This is a genomic window from Microbacterium sp. 3J1 (genome assembly GCF_001049495.1).
GTDB lineage: Bacteria > Actinomycetota > Actinomycetes > Actinomycetales > Microbacteriaceae > Microbacterium.
This window is the reverse complement of sequence record NZ_CDWI01000009.1, coordinates 210060-231289: the sequence shown is the minus strand read 5'-3', so window position 1 is coordinate 231289 and position 21230 is coordinate 210060. Positions and strand designations below refer to the sequence as shown.

20 protein-coding genes are annotated in these 21230 nt (G+C 69.6%); 7 read left to right on the top strand and 13 right to left on the bottom strand.

Annotation, left to right across the window (positions count from 1 at the left end; genetic code table 11):
• The first annotated feature begins 28 nt into the window (after positions 1-28).
• Positions 29-568 (top strand): YaeQ family protein, encoded by a 540-nt coding sequence (locus tag BN2660_RS07660; RefSeq protein WP_091229561.1) that lies wholly within the window; start codon positions 29-31, stop codon positions 566-568.
• A 682-nt stretch (positions 569-1250) separates the two neighbouring features.
• On the opposite strand, the gene BN2660_RS07655 is transcribed toward BN2660_RS07660, so the two are convergent.
• Positions 1251-3587: a DEAD/DEAH box helicase gene (locus BN2660_RS07655; protein WP_091229558.1), complete on the bottom strand. Its 2337-nt coding sequence runs from the start codon at positions 3585-3587 to the stop codon at positions 1251-1253.
• A 294-nt stretch (positions 3588-3881) separates the two neighbouring features.
• Here BN2660_RS07655 and BN2660_RS07650 point away from each other — a divergent pair, with 294 nt between their 5' ends.
• Positions 3882-4778, top strand: coding sequence for an aldose 1-epimerase family protein (locus tag BN2660_RS07650; RefSeq protein ID WP_255305074.1), 897 nt, complete (start codon positions 3882-3884; stop codon positions 4776-4778).
• Positions 4779-4918: 140 nt separating this feature from the next.
• On the opposite strand, the gene BN2660_RS07645 is transcribed toward BN2660_RS07650, so the two are convergent.
• The 4 genes from BN2660_RS07645 to BN2660_RS07630 form a co-directional block, all read right to left on the bottom strand.
• Positions 4919-8122, bottom strand: a complete 3204-nt coding sequence (locus tag BN2660_RS07645; RefSeq protein WP_091229551.1) for an efflux RND transporter permease subunit — start codon at positions 8120-8122, stop codon at positions 4919-4921.
• Positions 8123-8143: 21 nt separating this feature from the next.
• Positions 8144-8737 (bottom strand): TetR/AcrR family transcriptional regulator, encoded by a 594-nt coding sequence (locus tag BN2660_RS07640; RefSeq protein WP_091229723.1) that lies wholly within the window; start codon positions 8735-8737, stop codon positions 8144-8146.
• A 103-nt stretch (positions 8738-8840) separates the two neighbouring features.
• Positions 8841-9218, bottom strand: coding sequence for a fluoride efflux transporter FluC (locus BN2660_RS07635; protein ID WP_176697130.1), 378 nt, complete (start codon positions 9216-9218; stop codon positions 8841-8843).
• Positions 9215-9601 (bottom strand): fluoride efflux transporter FluC, encoded by a 387-nt coding sequence (locus BN2660_RS07630; RefSeq protein ID WP_091229548.1) that lies wholly within the window; start codon positions 9599-9601, stop codon positions 9215-9217. The genes BN2660_RS07635 and BN2660_RS07630 overlap by 4 nt, the downstream gene beginning before the upstream one ends.
• Positions 9602-9719: 118 nt before the next feature.
• On the opposite strand from BN2660_RS07630, the gene BN2660_RS07625 reads away from it, so the two are divergent.
• Positions 9720-11249 (top strand): FAD-dependent oxidoreductase, encoded by a 1530-nt coding sequence (locus BN2660_RS07625; RefSeq protein ID WP_091229544.1) that lies wholly within the window; start codon positions 9720-9722, stop codon positions 11247-11249.
• 3 nt (positions 11250-11252) lie between these two features.
• Here the strand turns inward: BN2660_RS07625 and BN2660_RS07620 are convergent, their stop codons facing one another.
• The 3 genes from BN2660_RS07620 to BN2660_RS07610 all read right to left on the bottom strand — a co-directional run bounded on the left by BN2660_RS07620 (position 11253) and on the right by BN2660_RS07610 (position 13466).
• Complete coding sequence (locus BN2660_RS07620) at positions 11253-12056, bottom strand: nitroreductase family protein (RefSeq protein ID WP_091229541.1); 804 nt, start codon at positions 12054-12056, stop codon at positions 11253-11255.
• Positions 12057-12060: 4 nt separating this feature from the next.
• A complete protein-coding gene (locus tag BN2660_RS07615) occupies positions 12061-12435 on the bottom strand; it encodes a hypothetical protein (RefSeq protein WP_091229536.1) in 375 nt (124 codons plus the stop codon).
• Positions 12436-12659: 224 nt separating this feature from the next.
• Entirely contained in the window at positions 12660-13466 is an 807-nt protein-coding gene (locus BN2660_RS07610) for a MerR family transcriptional regulator (protein ID WP_091229533.1), read from the bottom strand.
• A 178-nt stretch (positions 13467-13644) separates the two neighbouring features.
• Here BN2660_RS07610 and BN2660_RS07605 point away from each other — a divergent pair, with 178 nt between their 5' ends.
• Entirely contained in the window at positions 13645-14484 is an 840-nt protein-coding gene (locus BN2660_RS07605; RefSeq protein ID WP_091229530.1) for a DUF4097 family beta strand repeat-containing protein, read from the top strand.
• A complete protein-coding gene (locus tag BN2660_RS07600; RefSeq protein WP_091229526.1) occupies positions 14481-15107 on the top strand; it encodes a PadR family transcriptional regulator in 627 nt (208 codons plus the stop codon). Before BN2660_RS07605 ends, BN2660_RS07600 begins: the two co-directional genes overlap by 4 nt.
• A 138-nt stretch (positions 15108-15245) precedes the next feature.
• On the opposite strand, the gene BN2660_RS07595 is transcribed toward BN2660_RS07600, so the two are convergent.
• Positions 15246-15788, bottom strand: coding sequence for a universal stress protein (locus BN2660_RS07595; RefSeq protein ID WP_091229717.1), 543 nt, complete (start codon positions 15786-15788; stop codon positions 15246-15248).
• Between the two features lie 149 nt (positions 15789-15937).
• Between BN2660_RS07595 and BN2660_RS07590 the strand changes: the two genes are divergently transcribed.
• Positions 15938-16126: a DUF3073 domain-containing protein gene (locus BN2660_RS07590; RefSeq protein ID WP_067119623.1), complete on the top strand. Its 189-nt coding sequence runs from the start codon at positions 15938-15940 to the stop codon at positions 16124-16126.
• A 94-nt stretch (positions 16127-16220) separates the two neighbouring features.
• On the opposite strand, the gene BN2660_RS07585 is transcribed toward BN2660_RS07590, so the two are convergent.
• From BN2660_RS07585 to purM, 3 genes are read right to left on the bottom strand one after another with little or no spacing between them, the layout of a single operon-like run.
• Positions 16221-17552, bottom strand: coding sequence for an MFS transporter (locus tag BN2660_RS07585; protein ID WP_255305073.1), 1332 nt, complete (start codon positions 17550-17552; stop codon positions 16221-16223).
• Positions 17525-18997, bottom strand: coding sequence for an amidophosphoribosyltransferase (gene purF, locus BN2660_RS07580; protein ID WP_091229523.1), 1473 nt, complete (start codon positions 18995-18997; stop codon positions 17525-17527). Before purF ends, BN2660_RS07585 begins: the two co-directional genes overlap by 28 nt.
• A gap of 6 nt (positions 18998-19003) precedes the next feature.
• Complete coding sequence (gene purM / locus BN2660_RS07575; RefSeq protein WP_091229519.1) at positions 19004-20134, bottom strand: phosphoribosylformylglycinamidine cyclo-ligase; 1131 nt, start codon at positions 20132-20134, stop codon at positions 19004-19006.
• A 62-nt stretch (positions 20135-20196) separates the two neighbouring features.
• Between purM and BN2660_RS07570 the strand changes: the two genes are divergently transcribed.
• Positions 20197-20829 (top strand): zinc-binding alcohol dehydrogenase, encoded by a 633-nt coding sequence (locus tag BN2660_RS07570; protein WP_091229516.1) that lies wholly within the window; start codon positions 20197-20199, stop codon positions 20827-20829.
• Between the two features lie 6 nt (positions 20830-20835).
• Here the strand turns inward: BN2660_RS07570 and BN2660_RS07565 are convergent, their stop codons facing one another.
• Positions 20836-21150: a hypothetical protein gene (locus tag BN2660_RS07565; RefSeq protein ID WP_091229513.1), complete on the bottom strand. Its 315-nt coding sequence runs from the start codon at positions 21148-21150 to the stop codon at positions 20836-20838.
• Positions 21151-21230: the final 80 nt, after the last annotated feature.

The following is a 21230-nucleotide window of genomic DNA, read 5'->3' as shown; positions in this document are numbered from 1 at the left end:
GCTCCCCCGAGAGCCTAGGCTCGAAGGCATGGCGATCGGTTCCACCATGCACACGTTCGACGTCCAGCTCGCGGACACCGATCGGGGCGTCTACGAAGACTTCTCGCTCCGTGCTGCCCGGCATCCGTCCGAGACCGACGCCTACATGCTCACGCGCGTACTGGCCTACGGCCTCGAGTTCGGCGAGGGCATCGCATTCGGCGGAGGGATCTCGCAGACAGACGAGCCCGCCGTGCTGGTCCGAGACCTGACCGGCGCGATCACCGCGTGGGTCGAGGTCGGCGCTCCGGATGCCGAGCGGCTGCACTACGGGAGCCGCCTGTCCGAACGCACCGTCGTCTACACGCATCGCGACCCCGCCAAGGTGATGGCACCGTGGGCGGACAAGCGGATCCACCGCGCCGAGGACATCCGCGTCTTCAGCTTCGACCCCGGCTTCATCGACGCCGCGGCCCCGCTGATCGAACGCCGCAACACCATGACGATCACCGTCACCGAGGGCACGATGTACCTCGATCTCAACGGCACGAGCCTGACGACGCCGATCCACGAGCACGAGCTCTCCTGACGGCGGATGCTGCGGCATCCGCTGTCGTCCCGCCGGGGCCTGCCTGATTAGGCCTGGCTCCCTCCCGGGGTCTGCCCCCGGGCGCGCCGCCACGGGCGGAGAACTCCCCCATGGGAGCAGAATCCACTCCGATTCGTCCGCCCCACACGGAGAACTCCGCCCCACGGGGAGACCCGCACCCCACGAGACCAGCTCACTCAGCGCGCCGCCCCACAGGATGCCCCGCCCTCCCGGTAGCGCGGTCTCGGGCGCGCCGTCTCGGGCGGAGAACTCCCCCATGGGAGGAGAATTCACTCCGATTCGTCCGCCCCACACGGAGAACTCCGCCCCACGGGAGACCCGCACCCCACGAGACCAGCCCACTCAGCGCGCCGCCCTACAGATGCCCCGCCCTCCCGGTAGCGCCGTCTCGGGCGGAGAACTCCCCCATGGGCGGAGAATTCACTCCGATTCGTCCGCCCCACACGGAGAACTCCGCCCCACGAGGAGACCAACGCCCCACGAGGCAAGCCCACTCAGCGCGCCGCCCCACGGGGAGACCCACACCCCACGAGGCAAGCCCACTCAGCGCGCCGCCCCACACGGAGAACTCCGCTCACGCCGTGACGGCTGCCCGCGGCCCCCGGAGACGACGAAGGCCCCGCCCGGCGGATGCCGTGGCGGGGCCTTCGTGTCAGACGCGTCAGGAGGTGAGGTCGGCGGCGGTCGGCACGCGACCCGCGATCTCCTCGATCAGGTCGTCGTCCACGCGAGCGTTCTCGAACGGCGCCTCGATCTCGGCGCGCTCGAGCAGCTCGGTCATGCGGCGCTGACGCTGACGCGTGATCAGCGTCACGACTCGTCCCGAGCGACCGGCGCGACCGGTACGACCCGACCGGTGCAGGTACGTCTTGTACTCGTCGGGCGCATCGGCCTGGACGACCAGATCGATGTCGTCGACGTGGATGCCGCGCGCGGCGACATCCGTCGCGACGAGCACGTTCACGCGACCCGACGTCAGGCGCTCGAGGTTGCGCGTGCGCTTGGCCTGATTGAGATCGCCGTGCAGCGAGACCGCGGGGATGCCGGCGTCGTCGAACTGCTCGGCGAGCATGTCGGCGTACGCACGGGTACGGGCGAAGACGAGGGTCTTGCCGTCGCGGTCGACGAGCGCGGTGAGGATGTCGGCCTTGTCGCGGTGCTCGATCACGAGCACACGGTGCTCGATCGTGCTCGAGTCCTGGTCCTCACCGGCGACCTCGTACACGGCCGGGTCGACGAGGAACTCGTCGACGAGCGCCGCGACCTCACGGTCGAGGGTCGCCGAGAAGAGGAGCTTCTGGCTGCCGTCGGCGGTGTGTCGCAGGATGCGCTGCACGGGCTCGACGAATCCGAGCTCGCACATGTGGTCGGCCTCATCGAGCACCGCGATGCGGCAGTCCGAGAGGTCGAGCTTGCCCTGGTTGACGAGGTCTTCGATGCGTCCGGGCGTGCCGATCACGATGTCGACGCCCTTCTTCAGCGCACCCACCTGGCGGCCCTGCGGCACGCCACCGTAGATCTGCGTGGTGAAGAGGCCGACGCTGCGGGCGATCGGCTGGATGGTGCGGTCGATCTGCAGCGCGAGCTCGCGCGTCGGAGCGAGGATGATCGCACGCGGCGACCGGCCGAACTCCCGACGCTTGCCAGCCTGCGACTGCAGCACGCGCTCGACGAGCGGCGCACCGAACGCGATGGTCTTGCCGGATCCGGTGCGGCCACGGGCGAGAACGTCACGACCCTCGAGCACGGCCGGGATGCTGGCGGCCTGGATCGGAAACGGCGTCGCCGCGCCCATCCCGACCAGCGTCTCGACGATGTTGGATCCGAGACCCAGGTCGCCGAAGGTCACACCGTCGACCTCGACAGCCGCGACGGACTTCGCCTCGAGGCGCTCGTGCACGACGTCATCGGTGGGCTCGAACGCCGCCTTCGGCTTCTTGTTCCAGTCGTCACGGCTCGGACGCTGATCGCGCGGGCGGTCGTCGCGACGGGGACGGTCGGTGCGGTACGCGCCACCGGTCGACGGACGCGAACGCTCGCCGCCGTCGAACGAACGCTGGGTGCGGTCGCGGTCGAAGGCGCGACGCGCGCGATCGGCGTCGAAGGAGCGCTCGGGGCGCTCCGCGGAGCCGCGGTCATCGCGCTGCGGACGGTCGTTGCGATCGAAGCGGGGACGGTCGGCACCACGGTCGGTGAAGCGCGGACGCTCGGTGCGGTCGCCCCCACGGCCCTCGGTGCGGTCGCCGCCACGGTTCGCACGGTCGCCGTAGCCGCGGTCATCGCGCTGCGGACGGTCGTTCCGATCGAAGCGGGGACGGTCGGCACCACGGTTCGCGCCGCCACGGCCCGCGGCGTCGCCACCACGGTTCGGACGGTCACCGTAGCCGCGGTCATCGCGCTGCGGGCGGTCATCGCGCTGCGGGCGGTCATCGCGCGAGAAGCGCTGGCCGCCACGGTCGTCGCGGTAGGTTCCGGGTCCGGTGGAGCGCTGGCTGTCGCGATCGAAACGCGGACGCTCGGTGCGCTCGGCGCCGCGGTCGTCGCGGCGGGGACGGTCGTCGAAGCGCCGGCCTGCGGTCGGACGGTCGTTGCTGAAACGCGGACGCTCGGTGCGCTCCTCGAAGCGAGGACGCTCATCACGACGGTGGGGCGCCTCGCGGCGACCGGACTCGGCGCGGTTGCGGATGCCGCGGGCCTCATCGCGGCCCGCGCGCTCCTGCGCGGACCAGCGCTGCTTGGGGGCACCGCCCTCTTCAGCGGGACGGTAGCCGCGGTGGCCGGCGCTGCGGCTGCCGGGACGACGGTCGAATCCGGCCGACGGGGCGCGCCGCTCACCGGCATCCGCTCGGCCGCCGCGTGTGTCTCGTGCGTCACGCGAGTCGCGACCCGCGTCGCGTCCACCCGCGTGGCGGTCGTGGAACGAGGTCTTGTTCGCGCCGTAGCGCGGCTCGAAGTTGGCGGCGGGGCGTCCGCCGCGCGGCTTCTTGTTCTTGGGCATGGAGGTGTCCTTCTGAGTTCTCGCACGAGAACAGCGCTGCGCACACGCGCGAGCACCCTGCGCCTGATCCAACGTGATCGGGCTCGGGGTTCCGGACTGTCAGCGGCCGGGGCCATTCATGTGATGGTTGATTTACGTCGATCGACGCTCACCATCGGCCCCTGGACTCACACTTCTTACACAAAAACGTCCGCGCCATGCGCGGGTGTCCGAAGCCGACCCGACAAGTGTAGCGGTCGCACCTGGGAGAAACCCCGGTCCCCGCGGCGACCCGGCGCGCCATACGATTGCGGAGTGAACTCAGCATCCCCCACCGGCACACAGGTGCACCTCCAGCTGGGCGACGTCAGCGCGCAGATCGCGCAGGTCGGCGCCTCGCTCCGCTCGCTCCGCATCGGATCCGTCGATCTGATCGCCCCCTACCCGCTGGACGCACCCACGCCCTCAGGCTCGGGAGTGGTGCTGGTGCCGTGGCCGAACCGGATCCGCGACGGCCGGTGGGACGACGACGGCACCGAGCGGCAGCTCGCGATCAGCGAGCCCAAGCTCGGCAACGCCAGCCACGGACTGCTGCGGTACACGGCCTACACGGTCGAGGAGACCGCGTCGGCGACGACGCTGAGCGCGACGATCTTCCCGCAGACCGGCTACCCGTATCTGGTCGAGACGAGCGTCACCTATGTGCTCCGGACGGACGGGATCGACGTCACGCACGCCCTCACGAACCGATCGGCGACCGCCGCGCCCGTCGCCGTCGGCACGCATCCCTTCCTCACGATCGGTGACGTGGATCCGCACGACCTCGTGCTGCGCGTCCCGGCGCAGACCGCGTTCGAGACCGACGAGCGGATGCTGCCCACGGGCACCCGTCCCGCGGATGCGGCGCTTCGCGACGGCATCCGTCTCGGCGACGCGAAGCTCGACACCGGATTCACCGACCTCGAGCGCGATCCCGATGGCCTGGTCCGCACGTCGGTGACCGCTCCGGACGGCAGGCGTCTCACCCTGTGGCAGGGTGCCGGATTCGACTTCGTGCAGGTCTTCACGACGGTCAAGTACCCCGGGCAGGCGCTCGCGCTCGCGATCGAGCCCATGACGGCGCCCGCCGATGCGTTCAACAGCGGGCTCGGTGTCCGCCGGCTGTCCCCTGGCGAGACGTGGACCCTGCAGTGGGGCATCACGCTGGACTGACCTCCCCTCCGGTTCCATAACTCCGGAGTTGCGGCACCTGGGGCGTTCACAATTCAGCATGAATGCGCCGATGCCCGCCCGGAAAACGGTTCCGGGCGGGCATCGGGCAGATTCTTGCTGAATTGTGCGCGGGGCGTCGGCTACTCGCCGCGCTCGCGCAGCTCCTTGCGGGTCAACTGCGACGCATGCGGCAGCCCCGACGCGCCGCCATCCGGCGCGCCGCCGACGAGCACGCCGCCCGAAGGCGTCGGACCGTCCGAGGGCTCCGCCCCGCCGCCCGACGCAGAACCGCCGTCACCCTTGCGCGCGCGGCGCCGCTCCTTCGCGCCCTCGACGAGGTTGTACAGCGTCGGGAGGACGATCAGCGTCAGGACGGTCGACGACAGGAGTCCGCCGATCACGACGATCGCGAGCGGCTGCGAGATGAACCCGCCGTGCCCGGTGATGCCCAGCGCCATCGGCGTCAGCGCGAGGATCGTCGCGAGCGCCGTCATGAGGATCGGACGCAGACGCTTCTCGCCACCCGCCTTCACGGCATCGATCGTCGACAGCCCCTTCTCCCGGTACTGGTTGACGAGGTCGATGAGCACGATGGCGTTGGTCACGACGATGCCGATGAGCATCAGCACGCCGATCAGCGACGCGACCCCGAGCGGCACCCCCGTGATGATCTGCAGCAGGATCGCGCCGGTCGCCGCGAACGGCACCGAGACGAGCAGGAGCAGCGGCTGACGCAGCGACTTGAACGTCGCCACCATCACGACGTAGACGATCAGGATCGCCGCGAGCATCGCGAGACCGAGCTGCGAGAACGAGTCGGCCTGCTGCGACGCGACGCCGCCGACCTCGGCCGACGCCCCGTCCGGCAGGTCGACCGCGGCGAGCGCCTCGGTGACCGACTGGGTTGCGACGGCGAGGTTGTCGGATGCCGGCGGCACGGTGATCGTGGCGGTGCGGCGTCCCTGCTCGGTGGTGATCGAGGTCGGGCCGTTGCGCTCCTCGACGGTCGCGATGTCCTGAAGCTGGACGACGCCGCCGGGTGTCGGGATCGTCAGCTCGCGCAGCGCCTGGGCGGTGGCGGGCGGCTCCGACGTGGAGAGATAGACGGTCAGCGCGGTGTCGTCGATCTCGACGGTGCCGAGCTGCTGCGGACGCATCGTGTTCGAGACGATCCCGCCGACGGCGACCTCCGACAGGCCACGCTGGGCAGCCGCCGAACGGTCGACCACGACGGCGAGGTACGGAAGGGCCGCCGCGAGGTTGTCGGTGACCTGGCCGACGCCGTCGCGTCCGTCGAGCTCGTCCACGAGTGCGGCGGTGGCCGTCTCGAGGTCGTCGGCGTTCGACGCGGAGACGGTGATCTCGATGTCGCTCGACCCGAGGCCGGCCGATGCCGCGACCGACACCTCTCCGACGTCCTCGAGCCCGTCGATCGCGTCCTGAACGTCGGCGCGCAGCTTCTCCTGGTCGGCGGCGTCGTCGGTGAGCACCGAGTACGTGACGCCCGCCCCTCCCGAGAAGGCGTCGCGCAGCGCCGATCCGCTGGATCCGATCGAGGCCTGCACGTGGGTGATGCCGTCGATGTCGAGCAGTGCGTCCTCGACCGCGATGGCGGCCTCCGACTTGGTCTCGAGGCTCGCGGTCGGACCGAGGTCCTGCGTCACCGTCATCGTGTTCTGCCCCGAGTCGCTGAGGAAGTTGACCTTCATCAGCGGCGCGGCGGCGAGCGTGGCACCGAGCACGACGACCGCGAGGATCACCGTCACACCGGAGTGCTTGAGGGTCCATCCGAGGATCGGACGATAGGCGCGCTGCAGCGGCGTGGGCGGAGCCGCGGGGTCTTCGGGGTCGATCTGCACGCCGTTCTCGTCGAGCAGCGGCTTGCCGGGGCGCAGGAACCAGTACGCGAGCACCGGCACGATCGTGAGCGACACGAGCAGCGAGGCCACCATCGCGATGGTCACGGTCATGGCGAAGGGCCGGAACAGCTCCCCCACCATGTCGCCGACGAACACGATGGGCAGGAACACCGCGACCGTGGTGATGGTCGACGAGGTCACCGCCATCGCCACCTCGCGCACGGCGAGACGGATGGCGTCGCCCTTGTCGGCGTCGCCGACGTAGTGCCGCTTGATGTTCTCGATGACGACGATGGAGTCGTCGACCACGCGTCCGATCGCGATCGTGAGCGCACCGAGCGTGAGGATGTTCAGCGAGTAGCCGAACGCCTGCAGGCCGATGAACGTGATCAGCACGCTCGTCGGGATCGAGATGGCGGTGACGAGCGTCGAGCGGATCGACATCAGGAACACGAGGATGACGATCACCGCGAAGACGAGGCCGAGGAGCCCCTCGGTCGCGAGCGTCTCGATCGACTGAACGATGAACGGCGCCTGGTCGAAGATGATCGTGAACTCGGCATCGGGGAACGCCTCGCCGATCTCGTCGAGGGCGGCGATCACGCCCTGCGAGACCTCGACCGTGTTCGCTGCGGGGAGCTTGGTGATGGAGATCGAGAGCGCGTCCTCGCCGTCGACGCGGGAGATCGACGAGATCGGATCGGTCTCCTGCACGACCGTGGCGACGTCGCCGACCGTCTGATCCGTGCCGACGAGGGGCAGGGCGGCGATCTCCTCGACCGAGGTGATCTTCGCGCCGGTCTGCACCGTGAGCGTCTGGCCGTTCTCGGTGATGTCTCCACCCGGGAAGAGCGTGCCGTTCTGCTGCAGTGCGTCGCTGATGGCCTGGGGGCTCTCGCCGATCGCCGCCAGCGCGGCCAGGTCGGGGGTGATCGTGATCCGCTGACCGACGCCGCCGATGATCTCGGCGGCGTTGACGCCGTCGACGTCCTCGAGGTCGGGGATCGCGACGCTCTGGAGCTCGGCCTGCGCGTTCTCGGCGTCTTCGAATCCGGTGACGGCGACCTGGATCACCGGGAAGTCGTCGATCGACACGGTCAGCACCTGCGGGCTGACGTCCTCGGGCAGCTGACCGGAGACGCGGTTGATCGCCTGCTGGATCTTCTGCTCGGCGGTCGCGAGGTTGGTGCCGTAGGCGAAGGTCGCCTGCACGATCGAGGCGTTGGTCGTGCTCGTGGCCGTGGTGCCCTCGAGCCCTGGCACGCCCTGGATCGCCGATTCGATCGGCGTCGAGATGTCGTTCTCGACGACCTCGGGCGAGGCACCGGGGTAGGTCGTCATGACCATGAGGTTCGGCAGCTCGAGCGACGGGATGAGCTCCTGCTTGAGGTTCGTCAGAGCGAGCCCGCCGAACACGGCGGCGACGATCGTGATCAACGCGATCAGTGCGCGGTTCTTGAGACTCAGGACGGCGAGTGTCGACAAGGCGGTTCTCTCTCGGTCGGGTCAGGCGGGTGCTGCGGCGATGGATGAGGATGCGGACGCCTGACCGGGGGTGAGGATCCCGGCGAGGGCGTCGCGGATGAGCTCTTCGTCGAGCGGCTCGTCGTGGATCTGCGCATGCCACAGTACGCCGTCGATGAAGACGGCGGCGGCCCTGGCGCGATCCGGTCCGTGAACGGGCGACATGAAGCCGACGACCTCGTCGGACCACTGCCTGGCGAAGGCGCGCACGCGGGGATCGTGGACCGCCGCGGTGACCACGGCGCGGTCTGTCTGGATCGCACGCGCGTCGTCGAGGGCCTGGCGGACGAGCCGGGCGATCCCCTCGGGTGTGACGCCTTCTGCGGCGACGGCGCGTCGGGTGTCGTCGATGCGCTCCTGGATCTCGACGGCCAAGGCGCCGAGCGCTGTCTCGCGCAGGTCGTCGAGGGTGGCGAAGTACTGCGTGGTGGCGCCGAGGGGCACTCCCGCCCGCGCAGCGACCTTGCGGTGCGTGACCGCATCCACGCCCAGTTCGATGATGAGCTCGGCGGCGGCGGCGACGATCTCGCGGCGGCGCGCTTCGGGATCGCGGCGGCGGCGTGTGCCTTCGCTCATGCGTCCTCCGGAATCGACCGTGTACACCCGTACATGTACGTCTGTACAGTCTGCATCTCGAAGCTGTGCGTCGGCCGGGCGGGCGGACCCCGGTGCCCCGTGCTCAGAACCCGCCGAACACCGCAAACCCCGAGCCCACGGCGAGGCCGAGACCCGCCGCGACGAGTCCGAGCAGCAGCATCCCGATCGCATCGAAGGCGGATGCCGCGCGCTTGCCGTCGCGCCAGAGGGCGACGGCGTCGAGCATGGCGGTGCTGAACGTCGTGTACCCGCCGAGCAGCCCCGCCCCGACGATGAACGCCTCGCCGGGCAGCGCCGTCGTCACGACTCCGAGCGCGAACGAGCCGGTGAGGTTCACGATGAGAATGCCCCAGGGGAACCGCCGACCGGAGAGCTTCGCGACGCCGAGGTCGAGGGTGTAGCGCAGCACCGCGCCCACCCCTCCGGCGAGCGCGGCGGCGAGGAACACGATCGGGCTCACTCGGCAGCCTCTCGACCCGCACGGTCGCGCGGACGTCCGATCCGCAATCCCAGCGCGGCGGCGACGAGGCCGAGAGCGAGGCTGATGATCGCGTACGAGAACGCGGCCAGCGGAGCATCGGCCCAGAGCGCGATCGTTCCGGTCGTGAACGCGCTGTAGGTCGTGAATCCGCCGAGCACCCCGGTCCCCAGCAGCACGCGCACATCGGTGGTCTGCGGGATGCGTGCGGCGAGGATGCCGATCAGCAGCGCCCCGACGATGTTCACGACGAGGGTGGCGATCGGGATGCCGTCGGGCTCGGGCATCCAGAGGCCGACGGCCAGACGCGCCGCGGTTCCGACGCTGCCGCCCAGGAGGACGAGAAGCAGTCGGCGGAGGGTCACGCGGCAACTCTAGTGCGGCGTCCGGAGGCGCGAAGAGGCCCGAGGCGTGCGCATTGCGATCCGCGGGCCGGATGTCAACCCGGTGCGCAGGGGACTTCGCACGGCCAAGACTGACACCATGAAGCCACTGTGGAAGCTCGACCGCACTCCGCCCGCCGGTTCGCCGTTCGACCCCGGTGCACGCCATGAGGTCATCGTCGTGGGAGCGGGAGTCACCGGCCTGACCACCGCGGTGATGCTCACCCGTGCGGGCCTCGATGTCGTCGTGATCGACGCGGGCTCGGTCGGCGAGCTCACGACCGGAGGCAACACCGGCAAGCTGTCGCTCCTGCAGGGACAGCGGCTGGCCGAGATCCGACGGCATCATTCCGCGGACCTCGTGCGCGCCTACGTCGACGCCAACCGCGACGGCATGGACTGGCTGGTCGGCTTCGCCGATCACGCCGGGGTCCCCTACGAGCGCCGCACCGACCACACGTACGCGCAGCAGACCGACGGACTCGGCACGGTGCACGAGCAGCATGCGGCCGCGCGCGAAGCGGGGCTGCCGACACGGATGCTGTCGGGCGCCGACCTGTCGGACACCCCCTTTCCCGTGGTCGGAGCGGTCGCACTCGACGACCAGGTGACGATCGACCCGATGCTCGTCGCGCAAGCGCTGGCCGAAGAACTCCTCGCCGCAGGAGGCACTCTGCACACGGGCACCCGAGTCACGGCGACGCACGCGCTGCCCGAGCCCCGGGTCGAGACGACGGCAGGCCCGATGTTCGCCGACCACATCGTCATCGCGACCGGCTACCCGATCCTCGACCGCGGCCTGTACTTCTCGAAGATGCGGGCGTTCCGGTCGTACTGCGTCTCCTTCCGGATCGACGGCGACGTGCCGGCATCCACCTTCATCTCGGTCGACAGCCCGAGCCGCTCGATCCGTCCCGTCTCGGCGGCCGACGGTCCCGGGGGCACCGCGCAGCTGATCGTCGGAGGCAACGGGCACCCGGTCGGCCGGTCGGACGGCGAGGCCGCTCAGGTCGACGACCTCGTCGCCTGGACGCGCGAGCACTTCCCCGGCGCGGAGGAGACCCACCGCTGGTCGGCTCAGGACTACGAGTCGCACAACCTGATCCCGTTCGTGGGCGCGATGCCACGCGGTCTCGGCAGCATCCGCTTCGCGACCGGCTATGCGAAGTGGGGCCTCTCGAACGCCCCGGCCGCCGCCCTCCGCCTCACTTCCGAGATCCTCGGAGCGCACCGTACCGAGCGCCCCTCGTGGATGACCGTCCTCGGCACGAGGCTCACCGTGCCGGCCGACCTCGCACAGGGCGCCGTCGAGGGCCTGAAGGTCGCTGCCGCCGCCACCACCGGCTGGATCAAGGCCGAGTCGCGGTCCGTGCCCGTGCCTCGTCCTGCAGAGGGCGACGGCGTCGTCGCGAACCGCGGCGGGCTTCCGGTCGGGATCTCGACGGTCGACGGCGTCACCCGCGCGGTCGACGTCGTGTGTCCGCACCTGGGCGGCGTTCTCGACTGGAACGACGCGGAGTGCACGTGGGACTGCCCGCTCCACGCGTCGCGCTTCGCGCCCGACGGCACGCGGATCGAGGGTCCGGCGCTGCGCGACCTGAAGTCGCTTCCCCGGACCAGCGGGGAGTGACGGTCAGCCCCCGAGGGGCTCGTCCCACCCCTGCTGCGGCTGGTCGCAGCTCTCGCGGAAGACGTACTGCGAGGCGAGCTTTCGCTGGTGACTCGACCAGTCGATCGCGGGCCGCCGCTGATCGGGCGGCAAGTAGCCGAGACGATAGACGGCCATGAGCTCCAGGTCGTCGGGCACGTGCAGAAGGTCGATGATCTCCTCCCAGCGCCCCGGCACCTCCATCGGGAAGGAGATGAACTGGATGCCCATGCCGAGCTCGACCGTCGTGAGCCACACGTTCTCCATCGCCGCGCCCATGCTGAACACCGAGTAGAACGACGACAACTGACCCGGGCGGTACTCGCTGCGGTCGAGCATCACGCCGAGCAGCAGCGGCGACCCCGCCACGAGCTTGTGGTTCTCCTCGCCCAGGGTCTTCGGCACCCCGAACGTGTTCATCAGCTTCTGGCCGCGCCTGGTGAACACCTGGTTGGTGAACGGACGCAGGGCCGCGGGGAGCTTGTCGAACAGCATCCCACTGCGCTTCTCCTCCATCTCGACCTGGCTGAAGCGGAAGTAGGGCTTGTAGCGCTCGAAGAACGTGCCGTTCGACATCGCCTCGGTCATGCTCTCGCCCGAGATGCGAGCGATCCTGTCGATCGTCTCGCGGTTCTCGATGACCACGAACCGCCACGGCTGGCTGTTCAGCTGCGAGGGTGCTCGCCCCGCAGCCTCGAGGAGGATGCGCTGATGCTCCTCCGACACCGGGTCGGGCAGGAACGGCCCGTTGGTGGTCTTGCGGCGGCGGATGGCGTCGAGCAGTTCCATGCATTCACTTCCGGTCGGACGGGATGCGCGAGCAGACGAGGCCCGCGACGATGAAGGGTGCCGCGGCGAGCGCGACGAGCGGATGCCGTCGGCCGTGCGTGCCGAGGTACGGGATCGCGGCGAGCGGCACGGCGGCGGGGGCGAGGGCGAGGGCCGCGCGGCGACTCGCCTGCGTCGGGCGAGCCCAGAGGATCGCGGAGAACGCGGCGGCCGACGCGACGCACGTGGCGATGTACATCGCGTGGTGCAGCCAGCGGAAGTCGCGGGTGTCGACGAGCCTCATCGCGACGGCCGTGCCGAGGGCCGCGTTCGCGGCGTAGGCGACGAGTGCCGCCCCGAACAGCGGAGCCGCGTTCGTGCGTGTGCGGCGGTGGGGCATGGCACGACCCTACGCCCTGCCCCGGCATCCGGTCGCCGCCCTTGCCCTGGTGTCCGGATCTGTGCGAAGCGTGGTCGCGGCGTCCGCTGCATGCGGGGCCGAAAACGCACCGTCTGCTGCGTGCGGGGCCGAAAACGCACCCGAATCAGGTGATTCGGATGCGTTTCTGACCCCGCACGCGCCGACGACCCGGTCGTTGAGCGAGCGGAGCGAGACGCAACGCGCTACAGGTTGCCCTCCGCGTAGATGCGGAGTGCGTCGCGGACGAATTCCGCACCCTGCGTGCCGCCGGCGGACGTCGCGTAGTTCGCGCCGAAGCGCGGGTCGGCGACGTACATCTCACCGAGTCCGAGCACGTACGCCTTGACCGCATCGTCCGGTCCCTGAGCCTGTCGAAGGGCCGCCGCGGGCGTACCGGGGATGCCGGTGAGCCAGTCGACGTGACGGCGGGCGATGTCCTGAGCCTCGGCGGATGCCGGATCGATGCCGCTCTCGGCGGCGGCGATCCAGTCCCGACCGAGGTCGGAGACGCGCTGCTGCCAGTCGGCACGCTCGGCGTCGCTCATCCCGCGCCACCAGCGGTCGCTGTCGGCGTAGGCCTTGCGACCCCAACGCTGCTCGACCTCCTCCTTGTACCGGGTGTGGTCGAAACCGTCGAACATGTTCTCTGCCATGAGTTCTTCACCTCCTCTCAATGCGTTGATGGTGTTCTCGACCGACGCGATCTGTCGCGCCAGCCGGCTCTGCTCCTCGCGCAGCAGCGCGAGGTGCGTCTCGAGTGCGGACTCCTCGCTCTGTGGAGCGGTCGAAGGGTCGAGCACCTCGGCGATCTGCGGCAGCCCGAGACCGAGCTCGCGCAGCAGCAGGATGCGCTGCAGGCGCACGAGCGCCGACTCGTCGTAGTGGCGGTAGCCGTTGTGCGCGATGCGCGAGGGTCGCAGCAGGCCGACGTCGTCGTAGTGACGCAGCGTCCTGCTGGTGGTGCCCGCGAGTCGGGCGATCTCCTGGATCGACCAGTCACGACCGGTCATGGCGTCCTCCTTCCGTGGAACCGTTCTTCGATGACTCCACGGTAGAAGTTGACGCTGCGTCAATGTCAAGTGCGATCAGGGCACGCGCTCGGAAGACGCTCTTGACAAGATCGAGATATATCGTGTTACGCTCGGCACACACGATATATCGTGATCCCTCAACCCAGGAGAAGCAGACATGACCGAGAAGTGGCTCATCGCCCCCGGCGAGGAACGCGTCATCGACATCGAGAACGTCACCCGGCTGAAGATCGGCCTGGTCGGCGGACAGGTCGATGTCATCGCGCACGACGAACCCGGCATCCGCATCGAGGTGCACGGCGTCACCACCAAGGACCTCCGCATCGAGGCCCAGAACGGCGAGGTCGAGATCGACCACCCGCAGCTCGGCTGGGACAACTTCCTCGAGGTCTTCCGCAACTTCGGCTCCGGCGGCCCCAAGGCCGAGGTCAGCGTGGCCGTGCCCCGCTCGATCGCCCTCAACCTCGGCGTCGTCAGCGCCGGAGCGCTGGTCTCCGGCATCCGCAACGACGCCCGCCTCAACACCGTGTCGGGCGACCTCATCGTCGACACCCTCATCGGCGACCTCACCGTCAACTCCGTCTCCGGCGACGTGCAGGTGCGTGGGCTCACGGGCTCGATCACCGCGAACAGCGTCTCCGGCGATGTCGCCGTCACCGGCACCATCCGGCGTGCGACGGTCGACATCGTGTCGGGCTCGACGCTCGTCGACGCCGCCGGCGATGTGAACGCCATCAACGTCAACTCGGTGTCCGGCGGAACCACCGTGCGCCTCGACGAGTCGCTCGCCGCGAACTACGTGGTGCGCTCGCTGAGCGGACGCCTGCTCATCGACGGCGTCGAGCGCGGATCCTCCGGGATCAACAACTACACCGGCTCGTCCGGTGAGCTCGCCGGGCGCTTCGTCGACCTGCGTGCCAACTCGGTCTCGGGCGGCGTGACCATCCTGCGTCGCACGCCCGCCTCCATCACGAACGATGCGGAGTGGGAAGAATGAGCCCCGCAGTCTTCTCCCACGGCGATCTGCGTCTGTACCTGCTGTCGCTGCTCGCCGAGGCGCCGCAGCACGGCTACGGCATCATCCAGGCGCTCACCGACCGGACGGGCGGCACCTACACGCCGAGCGCCGGGACGATCTACCCGCGACTCGCGAAGCTCGAGGAGGAGGGGCTCGTCACGAAGACAGTCGACGGCCGCACCACCATCTACGCGATCACGGATGCCGGGCGCGCCGAGCTCACATCGCGCGAGGGCGACCTCGCCGGCATCGAGGCGGGCCTCACCGACTCGGTTCGGCTCATCGCCAACGAGGTGCGTCAGAGCGTCAAGGAGGCCATGAAGAGCCTCCGCGCCGATCTCGCGACAGCCGAGAAGGACGATCGCGCCGCATCGAAGGGCCGCCCCCGCACGGCCGGGGATGACGAGCGCATCGTCAGCCGCGAGGAGATGCACCGGGCGGATGCCGTCATCAACGCCTTCCGCGCCCGGGTGCGCACCGACCTCCGCACGCATGTCGCGAAGGGCGGCAGCCTGCCGTCGTCCGTCGTGACCGAGCTGGAGAACGGACTGGATGCCGCGGCTCGCAGCATCACGACCGCACTGGCGTCCCTCGGACGCTGACCCCCACCGCTCCTCCCGGTCGTGGAGCGAGGAGCGCAGCACCGGAACGAAACGCGTCGAACCCCGCGGAGAACACTCCGCGGGGTTCGGCGCGTTTCGTCTCGGTCGGCTCGCGCGGTCCGAATCGACGAGGAGGAGCTACTCGGTCCAGATCTCGGCCTGGTTGTCGGGCACCGGGTCCTCGAGCGGCACGACGAGCACCGATCGGTGCTGACGGTGCGCGAGGCGGGCCGCCACCGAACCGGTGAAGAACTCCCGGATCGACTCGCCGATGCCGCGCTTGCGGGTTCCGACCACGATGAGCTGGGCGTCGAGCTTGTTCGCGAGCTGTTTGATCGCGAGCGCCGGATCCCCGACGAGCTGCCGCGCCGTCCAGGTGACGCCGGTGCCGTCGAGCGCGGCTGCGGCCTCGGCCTGCACCGCCTCGAACTCGGCCGTTCCGGCGTCGAAGTTGATGTCGATGGGGGCCGAGTGCACATACCCGTCAGGGTCCTCGTACGTCACGAAGCGGGTGACGTCGACGTGCGCGACCACGAGCGGCACCCGGAGGAGCCGAGCGAATCGGGCGGCCTCCTCGATCACGTGTCGAGGCTGATGCGGCTGCATGCCGACGATGACGGCTTTCTGCAGCGTCGCGTTCTGAGCACTCTCTTCCGAGGGCGTCGAGGTGCTGTCGGTCATGACGATCACTCCCTTCCCCAGCCTGGCATCGGCCGGAGCGGTCTACCCGCGTGCTATTCTGAATGCTACTCTTACCGGCCGCGAGCCGGTGTCGTGAATGCATCGGGCCCCTGGTTGCCCGCAGCTTAACTCGTGAGGGGGTCTCGCGCATGGGCCGTGGCCGTCAAAAGGCGAAGCACACCAAGATCGCCCGCGAACTGAAGTCCTTCAGTCCGTCGGTGAACTACTCTGCGCTGGAGCGCGAACTCGGGCACCCGAGCGACTCCGAAGACGCATACGTCGACAAGTGGGCAGACGAGTATGCCGACGAAGACGAGGACGAACTAGAAAAGGCCTGACCGCCGATTCTGTCGCCGTCTCCCCCGTGCGTGACACGGGGGTTTCGTCGTGCCCGGAGCTCCGAGCGACCCTGGGTCACGAGAGGGCCCGGGATCACCAGCGGCCGTGCCGTCGCTCCCAGTCCTCTTCGATGGTGCGTCGACGTCCGGCGATCCATCCTGCGGGGATCACGGCGATCAGCACGCCCACGAGCAGCCAGAGCGGGATCAGCCAGCTGTCGGTCAGGTCGTGCAGCAGGCCGATGAGCAGCGGGAACACCGCGGCGACCGCGTAGCCGATGCTCTGGACGAACCCGCTGAGCGCGACGGCGCTCTCGGGCGTGCGAGCGCGGATGCTGAGCAGCACGAGCGCCAGCGGGAACAGCGCCGGCGCGAGGCCGAACAGCGCCACCCACAGCGGCAGCGCCGCCGTCGGGAAGAACAGGAACCCGGCGAGCCCGGCGAGCCCGCAGGCGATCGCGATGAAGAAGACCGGACGCGTCGCCTGGAAGCGCACGATGAGGATCGGCACCAGCAGCGAGCACGGCAGGCCCATGAGCCCGAACAGCGACAGCAGCAGCCCGGCGTTCGACGGCGAGACCCCGCCCACGTCGATCATGATCGTCGGCAGCCAGGAGAACGACACGTACGCCACCGTCGAGGAGGTGCCGAACACGAGCGCGATCGACCAGGCGAGCGGCAGTCGCCAGAGTCGACCGAAGACCCGGGCGCTCGCCGGTGACGTGACGATGGGTCCGGTCGCCATGGACGCGGCATCGGCCCCGTCGTCGGTGGCCTCGGAGGACGTCGAATCGCTCTGCGGAGTCGCGGTGGCGACGGCATCCGTCCTGCTCGCGATCAGCATCGCGACCCAGGGCACGAGCGCGATCACCGCGAAGACGCCCCACAGACCGAGGGAGACCCGCCACCCCGCCGTGTCGGCGAGAGGCACCGCGACCAGCGGGGGCACGAACGTCGACACCGCCATGGTGGTCGAGTAGACCGTCATCATGACGCCGAGCCGATCGGGGAAGTACTTCTTCACGAGCGGCGGCAGCAGCACGTTGCCGGACCCGACGCCGGCGAACACCACGGCGGTCGATGCGAGCAGAGTCGTGGAGTCGATCGACAACCCGCGCAGCAGGAGCCCTGCCGCGATCAGGGCGATGGCGGCGACGGCGACGCGTTCGAGCCCGAACCGGCGTTCGAACAGCGGGGTGAGCAGGCCGAACACGGCGAAGCACACGGGCGGCGCCGCGCCGATGAGGCCGACGACGACGGAGGAGACGGGGAAGTCCTCGGCGACGTGGTCGATCACCGGTGAGAGGGACGCCACGGCCGAACGCAGCGAGAACGCGACCAGCACGATGCCGATGAGGGCGAGCGCGCGGCCCTGCCACAGCGGCCGGGCAGCCGTCGTCACGAGGTCTGCGACCCCTCCACCCACGCGAGGTACTCGTCGGAGACCGTGCCGGTGACGTAGCGTCCGTCGAAGCAGCTCATGTCGAGGTCGTCCAGGACCGTGCCCTCGGTGATCGCGGCCTTGAGATCGTCGACCTCCTGGTACACGAGGTGGTCGCAGCCCAGTTCCTCGGCGATCTCGGGGATCGTGCGTCCGTGGGCGATGAGCTCGTGCCGGGACGGCATGTTGATGCCGTACACATGAGGGTGGCGCACGGGCGGCGCCGCGGAGGCGAACGTGACGGACACCGCACCGGCATCCCGCGCCATCTGGATGATCTGCTTCGACGTCGTGCCACGCACGATCGAGTCGTCGATCAGCAGGACGTTCTTGCCCTGGAACTCGGCCGACATCGCGTTGAGCTTCTGCCGCACGCTCTTCTTGCGCACCGCCTGGCCGGGCATGATGAACGTGCGGCCGACGTAGCGGTTCTTGTAGAAGCCCTCGCGGTATTCGATGCCGAGCTTGCGGGCGACCTCCATGGCAGCGGGGCGCGAGGAGTCGGGGATCGGCATGACGACGTCGATCTTGTCCATCGGCACGTGCTTCGCGATCGTGTCGGCGAGACGGTCGCCCATGCGCAGGCGCGACTCGTAGACCGAGATGCCGTTCATGATCGAGTCGGGACGCGCGAGGTACACGTACTCGAACGCGCACGGGGCGAGCGTCGGGTCGGCGGCGCACTGCTGCGAGTACAGCTCACCCTCGTTCGTGATGAAGACGGCCTCGCCGGGCTCGACCTCGCGGACGACCTCGTAGTCGGCGTTCTCGAGCACGAGCGATTCGCTGGTGACGACCCACTCGTCGCGTCCCTCGGCACCGGGCACCGTAGACGGGCGGCGACCGAGGATGAGGGGACGGATGCCGAAGGGGTCGCGGAACGCGAGCAGGCCGTAACCGGCGATCACGGCGATCACCGCGTACGCGCCCTCGATTCGCTCGTGCGTGCGGGCGACGGCCTCGAAGATGCGCTCGGGGTCGAGGTCCACGGTCGACGTGGTCGCCTGCAGCTCTCCGGCGAGCACGTTGAGGAGCAGCTCGGTGTCGCTCGACGAGTTGAGGTGACGGCGGTCGCGCTTGGCCATGTCGGCCGTGAGCTCACGCGTGTTCGTGAGATTGCCGTTGTGGATGAGGATGATGCCGTAGGGCGCGTTCACGTAGAACGGCTGCATCTCCTCTTCGCTCGACGCCGTGCCCTTGGTCGCGTATCGCACGTGCCCGAGTCCGACGTTGCCGAGCAGCGCGCGCATGTCGCGGGTGCGGAAGGCCTCGCGGACCATGCCCTGCGCCTTCGCGTTGTGCATGACGCCGTTGGCCTCAGCGGTGGCGATGCCCGTTGCGTCCTGCCCGCGGTGCTGCAGCAGGAGGAGAGCGTCGTAGATGTCCTGATTGACCGGGGCCGCCCCGACCATTCCGACGATGCCGCACATGTGTGGTTACTTCGCTCCATCTGCGTATGCGCCCACGAGGCGCACCGCTCCGCCGTCGACGCCCTTGGCGCCCTGTTCGAACTCTCCTGCCGGGCGCGGGCCGAAGCCCACCGTCCCGACCTGCCACGCCGGCATGCCCTCGGCTGCGAGGGCCGCGATCGCGGCGTCCTTCTTCTCGGACGCGATGACGGCGAGGAAGCCGATGCCGAGATTCCAGGTGCCTTCGGCGGACTCCAGCGTCGAACCGGCGATGTCGCTGAGCACCCGGAAGACCGGGCTCGGCGTCCAGGTGCTGCGGTCGACCTCGGCCCAGCTGCCCTGCGGCAGGACACGGGCGAGGTTCGCGGCGATGCCGCCGCCGGTGACATGGCTGAGGGCGTGGACCCCGCCCACGCCCGTCGACGCACCGAGCTGCTCGATGAGACGCAGGAGCGGCAGCGTGTAGAGGCGCGTGGGCTCGAGCAGCGCCTCGCCCCAGGTCGTGCCGAAGTCGGCCGCGTTGTCGCCGTAGCCGATGCCCGCGTTGGTGACGATGTGGCGCACGAGCGAGTATCCGTTCGAGTGCAGACCGCTCGACTCGACCGCGAGCACGACGTCGCCGTCCTGCACACGGTCGGCTCCGAGGATCGTGTCTGCCTCGACGACTCCGGTCGCCGCTCCCGCGACGTCGTAGTCGCGGGGCCCGAGGAGGCCGGGGTGCTCGGCCGTCTCGCCGCCGACGAGGGCGGTGCCGGTGGCGGAGCACGCCTCGGCGATGCCGCGCACGATGTCGGCGATGCGCTGGGGGAAGACCTTGCCGCAGGCGATGTAGTCGGTCATGAAGAGCGGCTTGGCTCCGACCACGACGATGTCGTCGACGACCATGCCGACGAGGTCCTGGCCGATCGTGTCGTGCTTGTCGATCGCCTGCGCGATCGCGACCTTCGTGCCGACGCCGTCGGTGCTGGTCGCGAGCAGCGGACGACGGAAGTCGCGCAGCGCGCTGGCGTCGAACAGTCCGGCGAATCCGCCGACACCGCCGAGCACTTCGGGGCCGTGCGTCGCGCGCACGGACGACTTCATCAGCTCGACGGCGAGATCACCTGCAGCGGTGTCGACGCCGGCTTCGGAATAGGGATTGGTGGGGGAGGCAGCCACACCTCAAGACTACCGCCCGTCCGGACCTCCTCTCCCCTCCCCCTATCTCCTACGATGGGGCCATGGCCGACAAGCCGCAGTGGTTGATCCGCGAAGACGCGAGCGTCCCCGTGCTCGTGGCGCTCGCGCTGCGTCAGGCCCTCGGCATCCGTGCCCCCGAAGACCTGCCGAGCCTGCGGGATCTTCCCGTCCGGGCTCCGGATGCCGTCGAGGTCACCCCCGAGCTCGAGAAGCAGTGGCGCGACTACTGGGACATGACGGTCGAGCCTCGCGCTCACCCGTCCGGCGTGCCGCTCGAACTCGTCGAGGGCTTCGACACGCTCGTCGCCCTGCCGGCGTCCGGCTCCGAGGAGCTGGCCGAGGCGATCGTGCCGCACTCGGCATCCGCTCTCCGCTTCGCGCGGCTCGCGCACGACCGGTACGTGGCCTCGATCCGGGCGTCGATGGGCACGCGTTCGCATGCAGGCTCCACCGGCGGCGATGCCTATCGGGCCTACGCGAGCGCGATCGCCGAGTTCGAGCGCGACATCGGGCGCAGGGCCCATTCGTTCGAGCTGAACGTGCAGGTGCTGCCGTTCTCGCAGCGGGGGATCTGGTGGATCGGGGCGCTGACGGTCGCGGTGACCGACGGTCTGCGTCGCGATGTCGTGTCGTTCGACTCCGCGATCCGGCCGATCATCGCCGAACTGGCGTGAGCGGACTCAGTCCGCTTCGATGATCGTCTCGTGCTCGACCCGCACGACGCGGTCGTGTCGGCGGGCGGTGCGCTCGAGGATGAGCGCGACCACGGCGCCGAGTGCGAGGCCCGCCGGGACCGTCCACAGCAGCAGGAATCCGAAGACCTGGCCGGGAGGGTAGACGACACCTGCGGCCTCGGACGGCTCGAAGCTGCCCATCATCGTCAGGATGCCGGCGGCGATGATGCCGAGCACGACGCCGACTCCCATGAACACGCCGAAGCGCGGCACGCGGCGCACGGTCGCCTCGACCGTCTGGTGGGTCTCGGGGGAGGACATGTCTCCATTCTCCCACCGTTGCGCGGACCTAGGGTCCTCCGTCGGACGAAGCGACGCCCTCCCCGCGTCCGCTGCGAGGA